Raw genomic sequence first — 20848 nt, 5'->3', positions numbered from 1 at the left:
ACACCACGGTGATGGAGAAGGCCATCGCCCACCCGACCGACTCCCGGCTGCTGGAGCGGGCACGGGCGCAGCTGGTGAACCTTGCCCGGGAGGCCGGGATCGAGCTGCGGCAGAGCTACGCACGCTTGGCGCCGCGGCTGGCCGCACAGGTCGGCCGCTATGCCCACGCGAGGCAGTTCAAGCGCATGCGCAAGGCCTTGCGCAAGCTTAAGGGCTACACCGGGCGTGTGCTACGCGACCTGCGCCGCCAGCTCGACGAAATCCCTGCCGGATCGCTGCGGGAACGGGTGCTTGACAAGCTGGTCCTTGTCTCCCGGCTGCTGCACCAGACGCCGAAGAGCAGCGGCAAGATCTACTCGCTGCACGAGCCGGAGGTCGACTGCATCTCCAAGGGCAAGGCCCGGGTACGATACGAGTTCGGCTGCAAGGTCAGCGTGGCCACGACCCTCCAGGGCGGGTTCGTCGTCGGTATGCGGTCGCTGCCGGGCAACCCTTACGACGGACACACCTTGGTCGAGGCGCTGGAGCAGGTGGCGATCCTCACCGACTGCCGTCCCCACCTGGCCGTCGTCGATCGCGGCACCCGCGGCCACGGCATCGAGGGCACACAGGTCCTGATCAGCGGCACCCGCCGCGGCCTGACCCCCGCCCTGGCCAGGCTCCTTCGACGCCGCAGCAGTATCGAGCCGGAGATCGGACACATGAAGACCGACGGCCGGCTCGCCCGCTGCGGCCTCAAAGGCACCATGGGCGACGCGCTCTTTGCCGTGCTCTGCGGCTGCGGCCACAACCTCCGCAAGATCCTCACCCACCTCCGGGCTTGGCTTGCCCAGATCATCGCCGTGATCCGGAGCCTCGTCAGGTCCATGCAGGACCGCCAATTCGGCTACACGACCGCCTGAGCACGTTGTTCAGGGTGAACTACCAAGCAGCAGCAAATACAAACGTGAGATTGTTAACTTGGGTGCAGTTTCAAGAGGTCTTTGAGGACCAGTGGTACTGGGAGTCTCTCATAAACTGGGTCCATGAAAACCTCGATCCGCTCTGTAGCTACCTAGAGCCGTTGCCCGCGATGATACACTGGGATGAGCATCTCGACCCAGAGGACGTTGAAAGATTGAAGGTGATGCATCGTGACTACATGCCACTTCTGCCGATGCTGATGTCAATGATGCCCTATATGAGCATGTTGCCGGGTCAGCGGCAGAAAGTACTGCTTCCTATTGGAGATCGCATGCGGGAGCACATCGAACTGCCAGAGAGCCTAACTTCGAGAACAGGTTATCGAGAGTTTCTGGTGGAGTTGGAGAGGTTTTGCCGCCCCATACTCTCCGAGTTTCAGGCGTATCGTGACAAGGCGTTGGCTCGGAAAGCGGCGAAGAACGTAAAAAGCAGTTGAGACTCACCTCCCTCGCCCCTTCCTCTTCACATTCCCCCCACGCTGCCCCGGCCGCCCGGCGGTGCTCCGCCCGCTCGCCTTCTCCACGTCCTCGACCGCCTTCTCCACGGCCTGCTGCCTTGCGAGAGGGTCGTCGTGGAGGACGAGGTCGACGGTCTCGAGGCGCTTGACCTCGTCGCGGAGGCGGGCGGCTTCCTCGAACTCGAGGTTCTCGGCGGCCTTGCGCATGTCGGCGCGGAGGCCATCCAGCACCGCCTGGAGATTCGAGCCGGAAGTGATGCGGTCCACCTTGGCGGTGATGCGGCTCTGGTCGGTGTCGCCCTTCCAGAGGCCGGCCAGCACGTCCTCGACGTTCTTCCTGACCGTCTGCGGCGTGATGCCGTGTTCGAGGTTGTAGGCCATCTGCTTCTCGCGACGCCGCTCGGTCTCGCGCATCGCGCGCTCCATGGAGCCGGTGATGCGGTCGGCGTACATGATGACCTTGCCTTCGGCGTTGCGCGCGGCGCGGCCGATGGTCTGGATGAGCGAGGTCTCGCTGCGCAGGAAGCCCTCCTTGTCGGCATCCAGAATGGCCACGAGGCCGCATTCGGGGATGTCGAGCCCCTCGCGCAGGAGGTTGATGCCCACGAGGACGTCGAAGGCGCCTAGGCGGAGGTCGCGCAGGATCTCGATCCGCTCGATCGTGTCGATGTCGCTGTGCATGTAGCGGACCTTGATGCCCTGCTCGTGCAGGTATTCGGTCAGGTCCTCGGCCATGCGTTTCGTCAGCACGGTGGCGAGGGTGCGGTAGCCGGCGCTCGCGACCTTGCGGATCTCGTCCAAGAGGTCGTCCACCTGCATGGAGACGGGGCGAACCTCGATCTGCGGGTCGATGAGGCCGGTGGGGCGGATCACCTGCTCGGTGAAGACTCCGCCGGCCTGCTCCAGCTCCCACGCCGCGGGGGTGGCGGAGACGAAGACGGATTGGGGGCGCATGGCGTCCCATTCCTCGAATTTAAGGGGGCGGTTGTCCATGCAGGAGGGGAGGCGGAAGCCGTGCTCGGCCAGGGTGAACTTGCGCCGGTAGTCGCCCCGGTACATGCCGCCGATCTGAGGGACGGAGACGTGGCTCTCGTCCGCGAAGACGATGGCGTTGTCGGGGATGAACTCGAAGAGGGTGGGGGGCGGCTCGCCGGGGGCGCGGCCGGTGAGGTAGCGGGAGTAGTTCTCGATGCCGTTGCAGACGCCCGTGGCCTCCAGCATCTCGAGGTCGAACTGGGTGCGCTGCTCAAGGCGCTGGGCCTCGAGGAGCTTGCCCTCACCGACCAGTTGGGCGAGGCGGACGCGGAGCTCTTCCTTGATGCCCTTGATGGCCTGGGCCATGGTCGGGCGCGGGGTCACGTAGTGGGAGTTGGCGTAGACGCGGATGCGGTCGAAACTGCCCTCCTTGTGGCCGGTCAGGGGGTCGAACTCGGTGATCGACTCGAGCTCGTCGCCGAAGAACGACAGGCGCCAGGCGCGGTCCTCCAGGTGGGCGGGCCAGATCTCCAAGGCGTCGCCGCGGACGCGGAAGGAGCCGCGGGCGAAGGCCGCGTCGTTGCGGCGGTACTGCTGGGCGATGAGGTCCGCGAGGACCTTGCGCTGCTCGTAGGGCTGGCCGACGTGGAAATCCTGCGTCATGGCCGAATAGGTCTCCACGGAGCCGATGCCGTAGATGCAGGACACCGAGGCCACGATGATGACGTCGTCGCGTTCGAGCAGGGCGCGGGTGGCCGAGTGGCGCATCCGGTCGATCTGCTCGTTGATCTGCGATTCCTTCTCGATGTAGGTGTCCGACCGGGGCACGTAGGCCTCGGGCTGGTAGTAGTCGTAGTACGACACGAAGTACTCGACGGCGTTGTCGGGGAAGAACCCCTTGAACTCGCCGTAAAGCTGCGCCGCGAGCGTCTTGTTGGGGGCGAGGATGATCGCGGGGCGCTGGGTTTCCTCGATGATCTTAGCCATCGTGAAGGTCTTGCCCGTGCCCGTCGCGCCCAGGAGGACCTGGTTGCGCTCGCCCTCCCGCACGCCTCCCGCGAGTTCGCGGATCGCGGTGGGCTGGTCACCCGCAGGCTCAAAGTCGGTCTTGAGCCTGAAGCGCTTGCCGCCCTCCAGTTTCTCGCGCTGCGCGCGCGGGGGCTTCGACGGGGCGAAGAGAACCGGCATCTGCTCGGGCGAGTTGTTGTGCATAGGGGCTGTCCTGACGGAAGGGGCCCCTCTATTTGGTCTGTCTTTGTTCTCGAAACAAGCCTGCCGCTTGCGCCGCGACGACCCATCCGGCACAAGGCGCCGGACCGGATACGAGGAGCCATGCCATGCGCGGACGCATCACGCAGATGCCCCGGAACAACACCCAGATCGGGGACCTCTACACCTCCGACTGGGTGCTCGACTTTGAGCCCGCGACCGAGCGGGTCATCGACCCGCTGATGGGCTGGACCGGCAGCGGCGACACTCAGGCCCAGGTGCGCATCACCTTCAACTCGAAGGAGGAGGCGCTGGCCTTCGCGCTCAAGCGCGGGATCGAGGTGGTGGTGGTGCCCGCGACGCCACGCAAGGCCAACATCCGGCCGGCGGGCTACGGCGAGAACTTCTCGCCTTCACGCCGCCAGCCCTGGACCCACTGAACGCGTGGCGGCGGGGCTGCCCCCGCCGCCCTCAGGGCGTCAGCCGCCCGAGTTTTCCTCGGTCTCCACGGCGTTCTGCGATTCGTCGGCGGGCTCGGCTTGGCCACCCTGGTCGCTCTGCTCCGGCGACTGTGCGGCGGCTTCCTCCTCGCTGACGTTCGCGTCCTGCGTCTCGTCCGACATCGTGCCGGGTGCGGGCTCGATGACCGCGCAGGCGATGCGGTCGCCCGAATTGCCGCCGGGTTGGGTCGTGTAGTCGTCGGGCTCGGCATGGACGATGAGCGCCGAGCCGTCCTCGTCGAAGACCATGTCCATCGTCAGGCCAATGGCGAAGGCCTCGAGCGCGATCTGCTCGTCCGGGCCGACATGGGCGTTTGGCAGGTCGCCCGGATGTGGGCCGGTATCCGCCATCACGCCGTGCTCGTCGCCGCCGCCGATGTGCTCGCCGGCCGACTCGAAGCTTGGGCCCTCGCACTGGCCGACCATGTGGAGGTGGATGCCATAGATCCCCTCGCGGAGGCCCTCGGCGTTGATGAGCACGAGGGCGTGGCCCGAGGCGGTGGCGGACACCGAGACGTTGCCGAGTTCGGTCCCGTCTCCTGCCACGAGGCCGCCCGTGCCACCCTGGCTGTCCGTGGTCGTCGGCATGGCGTCCTCGGGCTGGTCGGCCTGAGCCTCCTGCTCGGTCAGGCCTTCCGTGGTCTGTTGGCTGGTCTGATTGGTGGGGCGCGTCTCCTCGCTCTCGGTCTGAGGCTGCTCCTCGGCGGGGCGGGCGGCCTCCTGCGCGAGGGCGGGGACGGACAGCGCGGCGAGCGCCAAGGCGAGGATCGGAGTTCGGGTCATGGGGGCCTCCCTGTGGAGTGGTCCCGCTCCAACCCCCGGCACGGCCCCGGCGTTCCCAGCGCTTCCCCTTCGGCTCGATCCGGGCTAGGTGAAGGCGCAGCGGTCCCGTAGCTCAACCGGATAGAGCAGCCGCCTTCTAAGCGGCTGGTTGGGGGTTCGAGTCCTCCCGGGATCGCCAGTCTTCGGGCCGGTCGTCGTGGGCTTGCTGGTCCGCACCCTGAACCGAGCTGAAGTTATGATGGGATGAGCCTGCAGATGCTCTCGATGTCGCACGCCGGGGCCGCCTTCATCCCTGCTGGCCTTGTCGGACACTCGGGATTTGAGGGAGCAACGGCCGAAACGGAGCGCGGCGTCGAGAGTGCAGCCTCGTCCGTTATGATGTCCAAAATGCACAATCGGCTGCGGGCGTGACGGTGCGCTCGATCCTTGCCCGGCCGGGATCGGCGCGGGTTGCGAAAGCCGCACTTAATGCCCGACAGCAACTCTTGACCGCATCCCGGATGGTCCACGGTTGCCATGCAACGAGCCGCGATGCATCGTGGCCCTTGCTCACGATCGCGTGTTGTGTCCCATAGGTTGATCGAAATCAAGCCGTCCGTCATTGAGTCGGATAGAAGAGCCATCCGCCGGCCCGTTTGGGCGGTCGCAGCCTAGAGGGTCGCCCGAACATGACAAAGCCACCTGAGCGGCTGATGTACATGCTCGCACTCCGGCAGATGGAGGCCCGCTCGGACGTGGCCCGTGAAGCCTATGGCCGCCTGGAGGCGTCCGTGGCGGCGGCGACCAAGGTGCACCCCCGGACAGTCATCCTGGACTGGCTCGAGGCCGAGCTGGCCCGGTTGCCTGAGGCCGGGGAGGAGAGGGAAGGATGGGCCTCGCTGCTGCTTCGGGAGGCCGTGGCCTTCGGCAACGCCGTCCGCGGCTGAGCGTGTCTCAGGGCTCCGGCACGAAGCGATAGCGACGGTAAGGGGGAAGAGGCCGGGCGGTCGGTCGGTGCGTCGCGTGCATGATCCGGGCGTGGTCACGCTCGAAGCGCTCGACAGAGGCCGCGACCTCGGGGAGGCCAGCCCAGTTATCGCAGAGGGCGCAGCCGAGACGGCTGGCGGGGTCGTGCTCGACGCGATGGCCGATCGGCCCCCAGCAGAAGCCGCAACGGATCGTCGGGTGGTAGCGGCTGCCCATGCTTCCCATTCGTTTAGTTGGGTCTAGTTCGTCTCCCGGTCGACCAAGTCGCTGTCGGGACACCGAAACACTATACGAACTGAATGATTGCAATGAGTATGGCCGGCTTGAAGCTGAGGAGCTCTGGATCATGTCGGCCATCAGAAACGGTTTGGGTGCGTCAATTGCGCTAACGTATTATATGAGAAGAAAGTACACCTAGGGCCGGGACGGGTCGAGACTGCAATTCGGTGGCGTTCACTGGGCCGGCGGCCTTCCGCTTTGGGCCGGTGCTCCGATTGGCAACTGTCCGCGCGACCATCCGGCGCTGTTGTGGCCAGAGTTCAGTTCCAACCGTAGCTGGCGAGGTTATAGACGAGAAAGGCCGCGAAGAGGACGCCGCCCAACTGGTCGATTACGCCCCTTCAGCCGGGGATCTGGCGGCTCCAGTCCCTCTCGCGCTTGACAGCGGCCAGCACAAAGGTGCCGGCCAGCCCAGCTATCGCCGCGGCCATCCCTATCCCGGCGGTTCCGGCAAGTCCGAAGGGCGTGAGCCAAGATAGCCCCGCCCCGAGCAGCACTTCCGCCCCGACTTCCGCGCCTGCCCCGCACTAGGAACGCGGCGACAGCGCAGGGGCAATGGGTCGGACTCCGAGCCGCCGGCCCGCCACGGCGTCGGTGATCGCGGCTCCTTGTACGGTGAAGATTAGGAAGGCGATGAGCGGTGCGCCCCCAAGCGGCAGGGTGACCAGCGCGGGGGTGTGGCTCGCGCCATAATCGCAGGTCATGAGGGCCCATTGCGTTTCCGCCACGCGGGGCAGGGAGCGGTCGGGGCTGTCGCGGAACGCCTAGAGCACGGCAGAGAGCGAACACATAGACAGGGATGAGGATCGTGCAGCTGATAGGCTAGCTCAGAGTGGCGCGTGGCGGGCGTGCTTGGAAGCGGGAAGCCCCCGGGCGCCCCCCGCTTGGGCCACCCCTGCACGACCGCGGTCTGCGGCCGGGTCACTCCCGCGGCGCGCCACCTCCGAAGACCGTCCTGCCCCGGTAGTCGACCTCGGCTTCCTGCATTTCGAGATGCAACCCCGTCCCTGTGAACGGATGAGCGCGAACAAGAGCCTCGTCCACCTCAAGCCCTAGGCCCGGCTCGGTCGGGATCCGGACGAACCCCTCCTCGACGCGGATGGCGCCGCGGATGAGCGCGTTGTGGAAGGGGGTCTCGATGGTCTCGGCCATGAGGCCATTGGGGATCGCGGCGCAAAGGTGAATGTTGGCCGCCCATTCGACGGGGCCGGCATAGAGATGGGGCGCGACCTGAGCGTTCGCGGCCTCGGCCAGGGCGGCGATCTTGCGCGTTTCCCAGATCCCGCCAGAGCGGCCGAGGGCGGGCTGGAGGATCGTTGCCCCGGCCGCGAGCGCCTGGGCGAACTCTCGCTTCGTCGTCAGGCGCTCGCCGGTGGCGACGGGAATGGGAAGCGCCGCCGCGACCCGGGCCAGGCTGTCCATGTCGTCCGGGGGCACCGGTTCCTCGAACCAGAGCGGGTTGAAGGGCGCGATGGCGGCGCCCATGCGCAGCGCGCCGGCGGTCGAGAACTGGCCGTGGGTGCCGAAGAGGAGGTCGGCGCGCGGCCCCACTGCCTCGCGGATCGCGTGGCAGAAGGCGACGGAGCGGTCGATATCGTGGAGCGAGGGCATGTGCCCCGAGCGGATCGTGTAGGGACCCGCAGGGTCGAACTTCACCGCCGTGTAGCCGCGCGCCACGGTGTCGAGAGCGGCCTCGGCGGCTTGGTCCGCGTCGCCCCAGAAGGCGGGGAGCGCGTGGTGCGGTCGCGTCGGGTAGAGATAGGTGTAGGCGCGGATGTGGTCGCTCACACGCCCGCCGATCAGGGCGTGGACGGGTCGGCCCCGGTCCTTGCCGACCATGTCCCAGCAGGCGATCTCCAGCCCCGAGAAGGCGCCCATCACCGTGGGGTCAGGGCGCTGGGTGAAGCCCGAGGAGTAGGCGCGGCGGAACATAAGCTCCACGTTCTCGGGGTTCTCGCCCTCCATGTGGCGGGCGAATACGTCGCGGATCACGGCTCCCATCGCCTCGGAGCCCACGGCGGCGGCGTACACCTCCCCCCAGCCGGTGACGCCCGTGTCGGAGGTGAGCTTGACAAGTATCCAGTATCGTCCGCCCCAGCCGGGGGCGGGGGGCGCGGTCACGAGGATGTCGAGTTCGCGGAGCTTCATGCGGCCATCCTGCGCGGTCCCGGCCTGCGCCGCAGGCCGGAAACCGACCTCAGGAAGTCGCAGGCGCGGGCTCGGTCGCGTTGGTCCGGCGGAAGAGAAGCCAGCAGGCGACCATCAGCACCGCGCCCAGGTAGTAGGGGGCGCCGTAGAGATAGCCTCCGGGCACCGAGGCGCCCCAGGCAAAGATACCCGTCATGACGAGCGGGCCGATCACCTGCGCACCCGAACGCACCGAAGCCACGACACCCAGCGCCTCGCCCTGCGCGTCGGCGTGCACAAGCCGCGAGATGCGGCCCTGAAGCGCAGGCATCACAACCTCGCCCAAGGCGGAGATCGGGCACAGGATGATGGCCAGGAGGCCGCCCCAAGGGGTAGGCGGCAGCGCCGCGAAGACGACGAAGGTGACGATCCCCCAGACGAAGCCCCACAGGATCGTGCCCCGCTCGCCCAGCCAGCGCAGATAGAGCCGGATGCCCCATCCCTGGACCACGACCGCCGCGATGCCGAAGGCGGCCAGCGACAGGCCCGTCTGGGTCGGGGTCCAGCCGAAGGCCGCCTTGCCCCAGTAGGCCCAGATCGTCCCGTAGGACAGGAAGGCCAACTCCGTCAGCCCCAGGACAACGAGGAGCGGGGCCACGCCCCGCAGTTGCGCAACCGCCCGCAGCGCGCCCAGGGGATTGGTGCGGGACGGGTCGAAGGGACGCCGCGTGGCATCGGTCACGGTCTCGGGCAGGGTGAAGCAACCGAAGACGAAACCCGCCGCTGCCAGCGCCGCCGCCGCCCAAAAGGGCGCGCGAGGGCCGATCTCGCCCAAGAGGCCGCCGATCACCGGGCCCAAGATGAAGCCCCCCATGAAAGCCGCACCCAGGAGGCCGAAGGTCTGGGACCGCTTCTCGGGCGGGGTGACGTCGGCCATGGCGGCGTTGCAGGTGGCGTGGGTGGCGGCGGTGATCCCGGCGATCACGCGCAGGACGAGCAGCATCTCCATCGACTGGGCGAGCGCGCTGCCTGCGTGGTCGATTGCCAGGACGGCCAGCGCCACCAGCAGGACCGGACGCCGCCCCCAGCGGTCCGAGAGCGCCCCGATCACGGGGGCGCAGAGGAACTGCATGAGCGCATAGACGGTGGCGAGCAGCCCGCCCCAGAGCGCGGCGTCGGCCAGGCTGCCGCCCTCGATCTGGGCTATGAGGTCGGGCATCACGGGATAGACGAGGCCGATCCCGACCGCGTCGAGGAACAGGATGGCCATGATGAGGGGCAGGGGCGAGCGCATGGCCCCGGAGCTAGTCCGCCCCGAGGAGGACGGCCAGCACGCCAGCGCCCCCGGATGTCGCGGACGCGTCAGGCCCGAGCGCGGCAGAGGTCGAGCCAGGCGCGCAGCGTGGCGAGCGCCTCGGGCTCATCGAGGAAGGGGACATGGCCGCGTCCCGCGATCTCGGCCGAGAGGAGGTCGGGGCGACGCTGCCGCATCTCGTCCAGCGTGGCTCGCGACAGGATATCCGAGGTCTCGCCTCGCAGGACTGCGAGGGGGAGCCCGTCGAGGAGGTCGAAATAGGGCCAAAGGTCCGGCACCGGCGCATCGCCCGGAGGCAGGAAGGCCTCGCGCAGGCGGGGGTCGTAACGAAGATGGAGCCCCTCGGGCGTCTCCTCGTAGTGGTTGCGCACTTCATGGACCCAGCGCTCGTGCGGGACCTCCGCGAACCCGGTCCAGAGCCGGGCGCGGGCCCGGGCGGCCTCCTCCCAGGTCGCTTGCGCGGGGCGACGGCCAAGATAGCCTTCGATCACGCCCAGGCCCTTGCGCTCGATCACGGGGCCGATGTCGTTGAATGCGACGCCGAGGAGGCGGTCCTTGGCCATCGCGCCCAGCGCCAAGGCCACGAGACCCCCGCGCGAGGTGCCCAGGATCGCCGCTTGGGGCAGGTCCAAGTGGTCAAGGAGAGCCATGGCATCGGCCGCTTCCTGTGGGAGCGTGTAGGTCGCGGGACCTGTCCAATCGGAGCGCCCGCGCCCGCGTGCGTCGAGGCGGAGGAGGCGGACCCCGGCGAGGTGCGGCGCCACATGGTCGAAGTCGCCGCCGTTGCGGGTGAGGCCCGCCAGAGCGAGGACAGGCAGGCCCTCGCCGTCGTCGGCATAGAACAGCCGTGCGCCGTCGGCGACGGTGACATGGGGCATCAGATCAGCTCCGGCAGTGTGTCCAGGGAGGGAAGGGTCCAGTTGGGCCGCGCCCAGAGCGGGTCCGGCGGCGCGCCCTCGCGGTTGATCCAGGCGGTGCGGAAGCCGAAGCCCGCCGCGCCTGCAGCGTCCCATGCATTGGCGGAGACGAAGAGCACCTCCTCGGGGAGAACCCCGAAGCGGGCAGTTGCAAGGGCGTAGACGGAGGGATGTGGCTTGTAGACCCCGGCCTCTTCCACTGTCAGAACCGCATCGAAGAGGGGGGCGAAGCCCGAGGCATCGAGAAGGCCCGCGATCATGCCCGGCGTGGCGTTGGTCAAGATCGCACAGGTCAGACCTTTAGCACGCAGGGCCTCTACCGCCGCGCGGGCTTCGGGATAGGCCGGCAACGCCGCATAGAGTTCCAAGAGCAGTTCGCGCAGGTCAGGCTCCGAAAGGCCCGCCCGTGCCAGCGTCCAGTCGAGCGCGTCGGCGGTGACGGTGGCGAAGTCGGAATGCCGCCCGGCTGCCGCCCGAAGCCAGGTGATCTCAAGCTGCTTCTGCCGCCAGAGGCGCGCGAGTCCCTGCCAATCGGCAGCCCAGGAAGCGCCGGGATCGCCCTCGGCCACGTGACGTAGCGCGCCCGCCACGTCGAAGAGCGTGCCATAGGCGTCGAAGACCGCTGCCTTCGGCTCGAGGCCCATCAGGCGTCCACCGCGGCGGCGATCTCTTGGCCCAGCGTGCCTTCGTAGGCGCCGACATCCATCCACATCGGCTCCAGCACGTTTCCGTCGGGGTCGGAGATCGAGCGCGCATACATGAATCCGAAGTCCTGGAAGGAGCCGTTGTCGGTGCCCCCCGCGCCAAGGCCCGCCGTCATGAAAGCATCCACCTCCTTGCGCGAGGCCCGCGAGAGCGCCACGAGGACCGAGCAGGCACTGGCTGGATCGCCTACCGGTCGGGGCGCAAAGGCCGCGAACTTCTCGCGCGTGAGGAGCATCATGTTGATCTGTTCCGATACCACTACGCAGGCGGCGGTGTCGTCCGAGAAGCGCTCGTCGAAGCCAAAACCGAGCGCCGCGTAGAACGCGCGGGCCCGAGGCAGGTCGGTGACAGGCAGGTTGACGAAGACGAGCTGCGGCATGGGAACTCCTCCGGAGGGTCGACTAAGCCTAGCGGTGGACCAGCCGCCGGCCAAGCGCCTCGCTGGTCAGTCCCGCTCAGCCTCGGTGACGAGATGCAGCAATCGCAGCACCGTGTTCCAGTTGCGCGCAGTGTTGGGGACGCCCAGGCCCTTGTCGAAGCGGGCGGCCAGCTTGGAGCGGCCGAAGCCTCTTGGAGTGTGAAGATAGGCGACTCGGCCCAGCACAAGGAGTTCGTCCCCGTTCTCGGCCACGGCCTGGAGGGCGGCGATGCGGGCGGGATCGGGGTCCTGCGCCAGCACGGCCGCGTGGAGCGACGTAGGAGCGGCGGTGGCAGCTGGAAACGGGCTCCGTGCGACGAGTTCGACCCATTCCGCGCGGCTGCGGACGTGGATGTCCTTGCAAAAGCTGAAGCGAACGGCGCATAGGGCTGCGACCTGCGCCAAGATCTCCTCGCGCGGCCGACCGCTAGCGAGGACTGCATTGCCGCTATTGATGTATGTCGCGACGTTCCCGAAACCCGCCTCTGTCAACGCAGCGCGTAGGGGCGCCGTAGGAAGCTGCGTTGCTCCGCCCACGCCTCGGAACAGGAGGACGTAGGCGGTCACGTCTATAAGTTCTCGGCCTGCGGCATGCCCAGGACGTGGAAGCCGCCGTCCACGCGCACGACCTCGCCGGTGGTGCAGCGGCCCGCGTCCGAGCAGAGCCAGACGGCGGTGCCGCCGATGGCGTCGAGTGCGGCGTTGGACCGCAGGGGCGCATTGGCCTCGGTATGCCGGAAGGTGGCCCGCGCGCCGCCGATGGCCGCGCCCGCCAGCGTCTTCATGGGGCCAGGAGAGATGACATTGACCCTGATCTGCTCGGGTCCGAGATCGTTCGCCAGATAGCGTACCGCCGATTCCAGCGCCGCCTTGGCCACGCCCATGACGTTGTAGTGGGGCGTCACGCGATTGGAGCCTTGGTAGGTCAGCGTCAGGATCGTCCCGCCGTTCGGCATGAGCGGTCGTGCGCGGCGCGCCACCTCGATCAGGGAGTAGCAGGAGATGGTCAGCGCGGTCTGGAATCCGTCGCGCGAAGTGTCCACGAAACGGCCTTGGAGTTCGTCCTTCCTGGCGAAGGCAATGGCGTGGACAAGGATGTCGAGGGTGCCCCACCGGTCGGCTATGCCCCCGAAGGCGCGGTCGAGCGAGGCGTCGTCGGTCACGTCGGCGTCCACCAGGAAATCCGAGCCCACCGAGGCGGCAAGCGGGGCGACGCGCCGGCCGAAAGCCTCGCCCTGGTAGGTGAAGGCCAGTTCCGCCCCGGCCCCGTGCAGCGCCTTGGCGATGCCCCAGGCGATCGAGTGGTCGTTGGCGACGCCCATGACGAGCGCGCGTTTGCCAGACAGGTTCATGAAGTCGCGTCCGCTCAATCGAGGTGCCGGGACAGGAGCATCGACCCGTTCGTGCCGCCGAAGCCAAAGGAATTCGTCATCACCGTGTCGAGGCCGGCGTTTTCCACGAGGGCTGTGGCGATCTCGCCTTCCCGCAGCGCTGGGTCGAGGTTCTCGACATTTATCGACGGCGCTATGAAGTCGTCCTGAAGCATCAGCAGGCAGTAGACCGCCTCCTGTGCGCCGGTCGCGCCTTGGCTGTGGCCGGTCATGGACTTGGTGGAGGAGATGGGCGGATGCTCGTCGCCGAACACGCGGCGCACAGCTTCCACCTCGCCCACGTCGCCCACGGGGGTCGAGGTGCCATGGGCGTTTATGTAGCCGACCTTGCGGCCCTGCGGCAACGTCTGGAGCGCAAGGCGCATGGCCCGCTCGCCACCCTCGCCCGAGGGGGCGACCATGTCGTGCCCGTCCGAGGTCGCGGCAAAGCCTGCGACCTCGGCGTAGATCCTGGCCCCACGGGCGAGCGCCCGGTCCCGATCCTCCAGCACGACGATGGCGCCGCCCGCCGCGATCACGAAGCCGTCGCGGTCGCGGTCGAAGGCGCGCGAGGCGCGGGTGGGATCATCGTTGAACTTGGAGGACATCGCCCCCATCGCGTCGAAGAGGCAGGACAGCGTCCAATCCAGCTCCTCGCCGCCACCCGCGAACATGACGTCCTGCTTGCCCATCTGGATCTGCTCGGCCGCCGCGCCGATGCAGTGAAGCGAAGTCGAGCAGGCGGAGGTGATCGAGTAGTTGATCCCCTTGATCCGGAAGGCCGTCGAAAGATTCGCCGAGACGGTCGAGGACATGCCCCGCGGCACCATAAGCGGCCCGATCTTCTTGGGGCTGCCGGTCTTGAGCACGATCTGGTGGGCAGCGAAGAGATTCGAGGTGGAGGGCCCGCCCGATCCGGCAATCAGGCCGGTGCGGTCGTGGCTCACCTCGGCGTCGGTCAGGCCCGCGTCGGCGATGGCCTGTTCCATGGCGATGTAGGCATAGGCCGCGCCAGGGCCCATGAAGCGCATCTTGCGCTTCTCGATGTGCTGGGCCGGGTCGAGCTTGATGGTGCCCGCGACCTGGGAACGAAAGCCGTGCTCGGCCATCTCCTCCGAGCGTTCGACGCCCGAGTGGCCGGCCTTCAAGGCTTCCAGCACCTCGGCCGCGCTGTTTCCGATGGGCGAGACGATCCCGATCCCGGTGACGACGACTCGACGCATGCCTCAGCCTCCCTGCGCCACGGCCAGGCCCACCCGCATGTCCTTGACCTCGGCCACCACCTCGCCGTCGGCCTCCACGCGGCCGTCAGCCACGCCCATCTTGAGACGGCGGTCGATCACCCGGGTGAAATCCACGACATAGCGAACGAGCTTGCGGTCCGGCCGGATCATCCCTGACAGCTTCACCTCGCCCACGCCCAGCGCGAAGCCCTGGCCCTGCCAGCCCCGCCAGCCCAGGTTGAAGCCGGTGAGCTGCCAGAGCCCGTCGAGCATCAGGCAGCCGGGCATGACCGGGTTGCCGGGAAAGTGGCAGGGGAAGAACCAGAGGTCCGGCTGGATGTCGAGTTCGGCCACGACGTGGCCCTTGCCGTTCGCGCCGCCGTCGCCCGAGATGTCGGTGATGCGGTCCATCATCAGCATGGGAGGCTCGGGCAGCTGGGCGTTGCCGGGGCCGAAAAGCTCGCCCCGGGCGCAGGCGAGCAGCGCCTCCCTGTCGAAGTGTCGCGGGAAGTCGGCCATGTGTCGCTGGTCCATCCGGTTGTTGCGCGCCGGGGGATGCCTTATCACCCGCCCGGCGACGGGGGCAAGGGCGGGGCCAGGCCCCGGTTGAATCCGACCCCTTGGGCGACATATGCTTAGGATGCTTGGGATAAAGGGCGCACGAGGCCGATGCACGACGACATGACGACCGGAGCGGCGACCGAAGGGCGCGGCAAGGCGTGGCTCGCGCGCGGAGGTCTGCGGCCGACGCGGCAGAGGGTGGCCCTGGCTCAACTCCTCGTGGGCGATGGCCGCGACCGGCATGTGACCGCCGAAAGCCTGCACCACGCCGCTGTCCGGGCCGGGGAGCCCGTGAGCCTCGCCACCGTCTACAACACGCTGCGCGCCTTCTGCGAGGCGGGCCTGATGCGTGAGATCACGGTGGACGGGTCCAAGAGCTACTTCGACACCAACATGACGGACCACCCGCACTTCTTCTGGGAGGACGAGTGTCGGCTGACCGACGCGCCCGCGTCCGAACTGGAGATCCGTCGCCTGCCCGAGGCCCCCGAGGGCGCCGAGATCGCGGCCGTGGATGTGGTGATTCGGCTGAGAAAGGTTTGAAGGCGTTTCAGCCCTTCGTCTGGCCGTAGTGAGGCACCCGGGACGCCAAGGCCTTGGGCTTTGCCGTTGCAACCCCGCCCCTGACCGCCTATCCCCGTCCCGCCCCAGCGCGAGGTCCCTTCCATGACCAAGAAGCTCTTCGTCAAGACCTACGGCTGCCAGATGAACGTCCATGACGGCGAGCGCATGGCCGAGCTTCTGGCCGGGCAGGGCTACGAGCAGACCGACAAGCAGGAGGAGGCCGACATGGTGCTCCTCAACACCTGCCACATCCGCGAGAAGGCGGCCGAGAAGGTCTATTCCGACATCGGGCGCCTGAAGCCCCTGCGCGCCGTCAAGCCCGACCTGCGCATCGCGGTCGCGGGCTGCGTGGCACAGGCGGAGGGGCCGGAGATCATCGCCCGCGCGCCAATGGTGGACCTCGTGGTGGGGCCGCAGAGCTATCACAACCTGCCCCGGCTCATGCAGCGCATGGAGGCGGGCGAGAAGGTCGTGGAGACCGAGTTCCCGCCCGAGGACAAGTTCGCCCATCTGCCGCCGCGCAAGCCGCGCGCGCCCACGGCCTTCCTCACGGTGCAGGAGGGCTGCGACAAGTTCTGCGCCTTCTGCGTCGTGCCCTACACGCGCGGCGCCGAGGTCAGCCGTCCGGCCGCGCGCATCCTGTCCGAGGCCCGCGCGCTGGTGGGGCAAGGAGTGCGCGAGATCACGCTCCTGGGTCAGAACGTCAACGCTTGGCACGGGGCCGAGGGGGGACTGGCGGTGCTGGTGCGGGAACTGGCGCGGATCGAGGGGCTCGACCGCATCCGCTACACGACCTCGCATCCCAACGACATGGACGAGGCCCTGATCGCCGCCCATGGCGGGGAGCCGAAGCTGATGCCCTTCCTGCACCTGCCGGTGCAGTCGGGGTCGGATCGCATCCTCAAGGCCATGAACCGCAAGCACAAGGCCGAGAGCTATCTGCGGCTCGTGGAGCGGCTGCGGGTGGCGCGGCCCGACCTCGCGCTGTCCTCGGACTTCATCGTGGGCTTTCCCGGCGAGACGGAGCAGGATTTCCAGGCGACGCTCGACCTCGTGGAGGCCGTGCGGTTCGCCTCGGCCTTCACCTTCGCCTATTCCTCCCGTCCCGGAACCCCGGCTGCCGAGAGGACGCCGGTTTTGGCGGAGGAGGCTCATGACCGGCTCCTGCGGCTTCAGGCCGTGATCGCGCGGCAGCAGGGAGAGGCGCAGGCCGCGATGGTGGGGCAGGTGATTCCCGTGCTTTTCGAGAAGCCGGGGCGGCTGCCCGGCCAGATGGCCGGCAAGTCCGAGCACCTCATGGCGGTGAGCGTTGTCGGCTCCGAATCCCTGCGCGGCGAGATTCGCCCAGTGCGGGTCACGGCTGCCTTCCAGAACTCCCTCGGAGGCGAGCTTGTGGCGCCCTGATGATCGCCCGACCGGGAAATGTGCTGGTCGGGGCCGGGGACAGGGAAACTTGCGCTCTCTCGGGCGTTCCATCGCCAGCGGTCGTCGCGACGCTTGCGCGAGAGCCTCGGCCGCGCCACCATGGCCCCACGAGGCGCCTGCCAAAGGAGAGCGACCCTGCCCGTGACCGCGCTGAACGCGTCCGCCGCTGCCCCCGCCAATGGCGAGACCCTGCTCGAGTTCCCCGACAACTACCTGCTGATCGACCTGTGCGGAGAGCATGACCGCAACCTCGCCGTGCTGGAGGATCGCATCGGCGTGCAGATCCTGCGTCGGGGCAACCGCCTGGCGGTGATGGGCGACGCCGAGGCCCGCGCCCGCGCGGCCGAGGTGCTGCGCGCGCTCTACCAGCGGCTCGAATCGGGCAAGGGGCTCGATCTGGGCGACATCGACCGTGAGCTTCGCATGGGCCCCGCGGGCCGCGAGGCCGGCCCGCAGGAGGGCGACCAGACGGAGATGTTCGGGAAAGGCGGCCCCGCGGACCGCGTCGAGATCCGCACCCGCCGCAAGGTGGTGGAACCCCGGACCGAGGCGCAGAAGGCCTATGTCCGCGCGCTCTTCGATCACGAGCTGGCCTTCGGCATCGGGCCTGCAGGGACGGGCAAGACCTACCTCGCCGTGGCCGTGGGCGTCAGCATGTTCCTGGGCGGCCATGTGGACAAGATCATCCTGTCGCGCCCCGCCGTCGAGGCGGGGGAACGCCTGGGCTTCCTGCCCGGCGACGCGAAGGAGAAGGTCGATCCCTACATGCAGCCGCTCTATGACGCGCTGAACGACTTCCTGCCGCAGAAGCAGGTGCAGAAGATGATCGAGGAGAAGATCATCGAGATCGCGCCGCTTGCCTTCATGCGCGGCCGGACGCTGAGCAACGCCTTCATCGTGCTGGACGAGGCGCAGAACGCGACGTCGATGCAGATGAAGATGTTCCTGACGCGGCTGGGCGAAGGGTCGCGCATGGTCATCACGGGGGACCGGACGCAGATCGACTTGCCGCGCGGCGTGCCCTCGGGCCTGATCGAGGCCGAGCGGCTGCTGCATAACGTGCCGAAGATCAGCTTCACCCGCTTCACGGCCCGCGACGTGGTGCGCCACCCGCTGGTCGCCGCCATCATCGAGGCCTATGACGCCGATGCGCGTGCCCGCGAACGGCTCGAGGACCCTGGCTGACCGATGACGGACGACCCACTCGTCGAGACCCTGACCGAGGACCACCGCTGGGAGGGGCTCGATCTCGAAACCCTGGCCGAGAGCGCCGCGCGCGCGACTCTCGAACGGCTGGGTCTCGATCCCGCGGCTTATGAGATCAGCCTCCTGGCCTGCAACGACACGCGCATCGCCGAACTGAACGAGGACTTCCGCGGCAAGCCGCAGCCCACCAACGTCCTGAGCTGGCCCTCGGAGGAGCGGGGCGCCGAGAAGGCGGGCGAGATGCCGCACCTTCCCGCGCCCGAGCCGCCGATGCCGGTGGGCCTGGGCGACATCGCCATTGCCTGGGAGACCTGCGCCCGCGAGGCCAAGGAAGCGGGCAAGTCCCTGGAACATCACGCAACGCACCTTCTGGTGCACGGCACCTTGCACCTTCTGGGCTTCGATCACGAGAGGGACGCCGACGCCCTGCTGATGGAGGGGCTGGAGACCGAGATCCTGCTCGGGCTCGGGCTTGCGGACCCCTATGCTCCTGGGGCAGAAGGGGCCGCCATGACGAGGATCACCGATGTCTGACGCGAGCAACCCCGCGCCGCGCCGCGACGAGGGAGGCGAGGACGCTGGCGAAGGCCAGAGTCGCGGCTTCTTTTCCCGCATCATCGAAGCGCTGAGTCCCCCTGACGAGGAGCGCCCTGCCACCCGGACGGCGCCCGCGACGGTATCCTCGCACACGCTGGTCAACCTGAGGCGCATGCGCGCCGAGGACGTGGCCATCCCGAAATCCGAGATCGTCGCCGTGCCGGTGACCATCTCGCTCGCGGATCTGGTCGAGGAGTTCCGCGAGTCGGGGCGCACGCGCATCCCGGTCTTTGAGGAAACCTTGGACCAGCCGATCGGCATGGTGAACCTCAAGGACGTGGCGCTGCGGCACGGCTTCGGCCGGGGCGCGGATTTCAATCTGCGCGAGATGCTGCGGCCGTTGCTGTACGTGCCGCCCTCCATGCCGCTGGCGACCCTTCTGCAGAAGATGCAGCAGGAGCGAATCCACATGGCGCTCATCATCGACGAGTACGGCGGGACCGACGGGCTCTGCACCATCGAGGACCTGCTGGAGACCGTGGTGGGCGAGATCGACGACGAGCACGACATCGCCGAGCCCGAGCACGTCCTTCGCGAGGGAGAAGGCGTCTGGGTCGTGGACGGAACCACCCCCATCGAGGAACTCGAGCGCGAGATCGGGCTCGACCTCACGGCGCACGAGGAGATCGACGCCGAGGAGGTCGATACCCTGGGCGGGCTCGTCTTCCTGCTGGCGGGCCACGTGGCGAAGAAGGGCGAGGTGATCGTCCATCCCGAAGGTCCGCTGTTCGAGGTGCTCGACGCCGACAGGCGCCGGGTCCGGCGGCTGCGCGTGCGGCTGCCTGCCGAGGCCCGGTGACCGTCACCGCCGTCCTGTTCCGGCGCGGTCTCGGGGCCTCCGTCCTGCGGATGGCGGGGCTCGGGGCGCTGGGCGCGGTCGCGGGGCTGGGGCAGGTGCCGACCGGCTGGCCGTTTGTGACGCTCTTGGCGCTGACGCTGGTCCTGGCGCTCGCGCGGCGAGAGGGGGCGGGCTTCCGTGAGGGCTGGGCCTTCGGGGCGGGCTACTTCGCGCTGACCCTGCGCTGGATCACCGAGCCCTTCCTCGTGGACCCCGCGCGCACCGGCTGGATGGCGCCCTTCGCGCTCCTTCTCATGGCGGGGGGACTGGCGCTCTTCTGGGGCGCGGCCTTTGGACTGACGAGGCGGCTGCGGCTGGGGCTGCTGGGACTCGTCGTGCTGTGGGCGGGGGTCGAGGCGCTGCGGTCCCTGGCCTTCACCGGATTTCCCTGGGTCCTGATCGGCCAGGTCTGGAGCCCGACGCCGCTCGTGCAGCTCGCGGCCTTCGTCGGCGTGCACGGACTCACGCTGCTCACGCTGGGCGGGGCGGCGCTGCTGGCGGCGGGCGGCTGGGCAGGGCGTACGGCGGTTGTCGGAGCCATCGCCCTGGGCTGGGTCGGGCTCGACCCCGGACCTGCGCCCGTGCCGGACCCGCAGGCGCCGGTCGTCCGGGTCGTCCAGCCCAACGTACCCCAGCAGGAGAAGTGGGACCCGGTGCTCCAGCCCATGCATCTGCGCCGTCTGCTGGAGCTGTCGGGCGGCGAGGCGCCCGTCGATCTCGTGGTATGGCCCGAGACGGCGCTGACCGAGCCGCTCGACTGGGCGGGACCCACGCTCGCGGCGGGGTCCCAGGCCGCAGGAGGCGCGCCGCTCGCCACCGGCGTCGTGCGGGTGGACGGGGACGGGGGCTACCGCAACAGCCTCGTGGTGGCCGACGGGACGGGGGCGGTGACGGCGCTCTACGACAAGGTCCACCTCGTGCCGTTCGGGGAGTACATCCCGTTCCGCGGCCTCCTGTCGCGGATCGGCCTGCGGGCGCTGGCGGACATCCAGGGCGAGGGCTTCACGCCGGGGCCGGGGCCGAGCCTGATCGACATTCCCGGCCTGGGGACGGCGCGGCCGCTCATCTGCTACGAAGGCATCTTCGCGGAGGAGATCGGGCCCGAACGGCCGCGCTTCCTCCTGCTCGTCACCAACGACGCCTGGTTCGGACGGCGGGCGGGGCCCGAGCAGCACTTCGCCTGGGGCCGCCTGCGCGCGGTCGAGCTGGGCCTGCCCATGGTGCGGGCCGCGAACACGGGGATCTCGGCCGTGATCGACGGGAAGGGGCGGGTGCTGGCGGCGCTGCCGCTCCACGAGGCCGGGGTCATCGACATGCCGCTGCCGCAGGCCCTGCCGCCCACCGTCTACGCCCGGCTTGGGGATGCGCCCGTGCTTCTGTTGCTCCTGCTCCTGCTGGCTGCGGCATGGGGACGCCGGGGGATTGACCCGAGGGGGCGTGGCGCTTAGCG

23 protein-coding genes and 1 tRNA gene are annotated in these 20848 nt (G+C 68.6%); 11 read left to right on the top strand and 13 right to left on the bottom strand.

All coding sequences use genetic code 11. From position 1 onward, the window contains the following. A partial coding sequence (locus tag FHG71_RS13735) for an IS5 family transposase (RefSeq protein WP_139082262.1) occupies positions 1 to 902 on the top strand: 902 nt, incomplete at its 5' end. A 14-nt stretch (positions 903 to 916) separates the two neighbouring features. Beyond that, positions 917 to 1399, top strand: a complete 483-nt coding sequence (locus FHG71_RS13730) for a hypothetical protein (RefSeq protein WP_139082261.1) — start codon at positions 917 to 919, stop codon at positions 1397 to 1399. 3 nt (positions 1400 to 1402) lie between these two features. Here FHG71_RS13730 and uvrB read toward each other — a convergent pair whose 3' ends face one another. Continuing rightward, positions 1403 to 3583, bottom strand: coding sequence for an excinuclease ABC subunit UvrB (gene uvrB / locus FHG71_RS13725; RefSeq protein WP_246045455.1), 2181 nt, complete (start codon positions 3581 to 3583; stop codon positions 1403 to 1405). A 149-nt stretch (positions 3584 to 3732) separates the two neighbouring features. Between uvrB and FHG71_RS13720 the strand changes: the two genes are divergently transcribed. Continuing rightward, the gene (locus FHG71_RS13720) at positions 3733 to 4044 is read left to right on the top strand and encodes an ETC complex I subunit (RefSeq protein WP_139082259.1); all 312 of its coding nucleotides are present in this window, start codon (positions 3733 to 3735) and stop codon (positions 4042 to 4044) included. Positions 4045 to 4083: 39 nt separating this feature from the next. Here FHG71_RS13720 and FHG71_RS13715 read toward each other — a convergent pair whose 3' ends face one another. Beyond that, on the bottom strand, positions 4084 to 4887 hold the full coding sequence (locus FHG71_RS13715; RefSeq protein WP_139082258.1) for a superoxide dismutase family protein: 804 nt from the start codon (positions 4885 to 4887) through the stop codon (positions 4084 to 4086). 101 nt (positions 4888 to 4988) lie between these two features. Here FHG71_RS13715 and FHG71_RS13710 point away from each other — a divergent pair. Then, positions 4989 to 5065 (top strand) — tRNA-Arg (locus FHG71_RS13710). A 490-nt stretch (positions 5066 to 5555) separates the two neighbouring features. Beyond that, positions 5556 to 5813, top strand: a complete 258-nt coding sequence (locus FHG71_RS13705; protein WP_139082257.1) for a hypothetical protein — start codon at positions 5556 to 5558, stop codon at positions 5811 to 5813. A gap of 7 nt (positions 5814 to 5820) precedes the next feature. On the opposite strand, the gene FHG71_RS13700 is transcribed toward FHG71_RS13705, so the two are convergent. From FHG71_RS13700 to fabA, 11 genes are all read right to left on the bottom strand, one after another. After that, entirely contained in the window at positions 5821 to 6069 is a 249-nt protein-coding gene (locus FHG71_RS13700) for a hypothetical protein (protein WP_139082256.1), read from the bottom strand. A gap of 590 nt (positions 6070 to 6659) precedes the next feature. Then, a complete protein-coding gene (locus tag FHG71_RS23580) occupies positions 6660 to 6836 on the bottom strand; it encodes a hypothetical protein (protein ID WP_176559422.1) in 177 nt (58 codons plus the stop codon). A 217-nt stretch (positions 6837 to 7053) separates the two neighbouring features. Beyond that, positions 7054 to 8280 (bottom strand): mandelate racemase/muconate lactonizing enzyme family protein, encoded by a 1227-nt coding sequence (locus tag FHG71_RS13695; RefSeq protein ID WP_139082255.1) that lies wholly within the window; start codon positions 8278 to 8280, stop codon positions 7054 to 7056. A 49-nt stretch (positions 8281 to 8329) separates the two neighbouring features. Beyond that, positions 8330 to 9553, bottom strand: coding sequence for an MFS transporter (locus FHG71_RS13690; RefSeq protein ID WP_139082254.1), 1224 nt, complete (start codon positions 9551 to 9553; stop codon positions 8330 to 8332). Positions 9554 to 9621: 68 nt separating this feature from the next. Then, positions 9622 to 10452 carry an alpha/beta fold hydrolase gene (locus FHG71_RS13685; protein WP_139082253.1) on the bottom strand — a complete coding sequence of 277 codons (831 nt, stop codon included), beginning with the start codon at positions 10450 to 10452 and terminating at the stop codon, positions 9622 to 9624. Then, positions 10452 to 11135 carry a haloacid dehalogenase type II gene (locus tag FHG71_RS13680; protein WP_139082252.1) on the bottom strand — a complete coding sequence of 228 codons (684 nt, stop codon included), beginning with the start codon at positions 11133 to 11135 and terminating at the stop codon, positions 10452 to 10454. Before FHG71_RS13680 ends, FHG71_RS13685 begins: the two co-directional genes overlap by 1 nt. Continuing rightward, positions 11135 to 11575 (bottom strand): VOC family protein, encoded by a 441-nt coding sequence (locus FHG71_RS13675; RefSeq protein WP_139082251.1) that lies wholly within the window; start codon positions 11573 to 11575, stop codon positions 11135 to 11137. The genes FHG71_RS13680 and FHG71_RS13675 overlap by 1 nt, the downstream gene beginning before the upstream one ends. A gap of 66 nt (positions 11576 to 11641) precedes the next feature. Then, on the bottom strand, positions 11642 to 12181 hold the full coding sequence (locus FHG71_RS13670) for a DUF1697 domain-containing protein (RefSeq protein WP_139082250.1): 540 nt from the start codon (positions 12179 to 12181) through the stop codon (positions 11642 to 11644). Between the two features lie 2 nt (positions 12182 to 12183). Beyond that, positions 12184 to 12966, bottom strand: coding sequence for an enoyl-ACP reductase FabI (locus FHG71_RS13665; protein WP_139082249.1), 783 nt, complete (start codon positions 12964 to 12966; stop codon positions 12184 to 12186). A 14-nt stretch (positions 12967 to 12980) separates the two neighbouring features. Beyond that, the gene (gene fabB / locus FHG71_RS13660; RefSeq protein WP_139082248.1) at positions 12981 to 14207 is read right to left on the bottom strand and encodes a beta-ketoacyl-ACP synthase I; all 1227 of its coding nucleotides are present in this window, start codon (positions 14205 to 14207) and stop codon (positions 12981 to 12983) included. A 3-nt stretch (positions 14208 to 14210) separates the two neighbouring features. Beyond that, the gene (gene fabA, locus FHG71_RS13655; protein WP_139082247.1) at positions 14211 to 14726 is read right to left on the bottom strand and encodes a bifunctional 3-hydroxydecanoyl-ACP dehydratase/trans-2-decenoyl-ACP isomerase; all 516 of its coding nucleotides are present in this window, start codon (positions 14724 to 14726) and stop codon (positions 14211 to 14213) included. Positions 14727 to 14876: 150 nt separating this feature from the next. Between fabA and irr the strand changes: the two genes are divergently transcribed. From irr to lnt, 6 genes are all read left to right on the top strand, one after another. After that, positions 14877 to 15311 carry a Fur family transcriptional regulator Irr gene (gene irr, locus FHG71_RS13650; protein WP_246045452.1) on the top strand — a complete coding sequence of 145 codons (435 nt, stop codon included), beginning with the start codon at positions 14877 to 14879 and terminating at the stop codon, positions 15309 to 15311. 123 nt (positions 15312 to 15434) lie between these two features. Beyond that, positions 15435 to 16736 carry a tRNA (N6-isopentenyl adenosine(37)-C2)-methylthiotransferase MiaB gene (gene miaB, locus FHG71_RS13645; RefSeq protein WP_139082246.1) on the top strand — a complete coding sequence of 434 codons (1302 nt, stop codon included), beginning with the start codon at positions 15435 to 15437 and terminating at the stop codon, positions 16734 to 16736. A 156-nt stretch (positions 16737 to 16892) separates the two neighbouring features. Beyond that, positions 16893 to 17942, top strand: coding sequence for a PhoH family protein (locus tag FHG71_RS13640; RefSeq protein WP_425467361.1), 1050 nt, complete (start codon positions 16893 to 16895; stop codon positions 17940 to 17942). A gap of 3 nt (positions 17943 to 17945) precedes the next feature. Beyond that, positions 17946 to 18497: an rRNA maturation RNase YbeY gene (gene ybeY, locus FHG71_RS13635; RefSeq protein ID WP_139082244.1), complete on the top strand. Its 552-nt coding sequence runs from the start codon at positions 17946 to 17948 to the stop codon at positions 18495 to 18497. Further along, complete coding sequence (locus tag FHG71_RS13630) at positions 18490 to 19359, top strand: hemolysin family protein (protein WP_139082243.1); 870 nt, start codon at positions 18490 to 18492, stop codon at positions 19357 to 19359. Before ybeY ends, FHG71_RS13630 begins: the two co-directional genes overlap by 8 nt. Beyond that, positions 19356 to 20846, top strand: coding sequence for an apolipoprotein N-acyltransferase (lnt, locus tag FHG71_RS13625; protein ID WP_246045450.1), 1491 nt, complete (start codon positions 19356 to 19358; stop codon positions 20844 to 20846). The genes FHG71_RS13630 and lnt overlap by 4 nt, the downstream gene beginning before the upstream one ends. The last annotated feature ends 2 nt before the right edge of the window (positions 20847 to 20848 follow it).

The sequence above is a fragment of the Rubellimicrobium roseum genome (genome assembly GCF_006152145.1).
GTDB lineage: Bacteria > Pseudomonadota > Alphaproteobacteria > Rhodobacterales > Rhodobacteraceae > Rubellimicrobium > Rubellimicrobium roseum.
The sequence above is the reverse complement of the archived record's forward strand: the minus strand, read 5'-3'. Positions and strand labels throughout refer to the sequence as shown.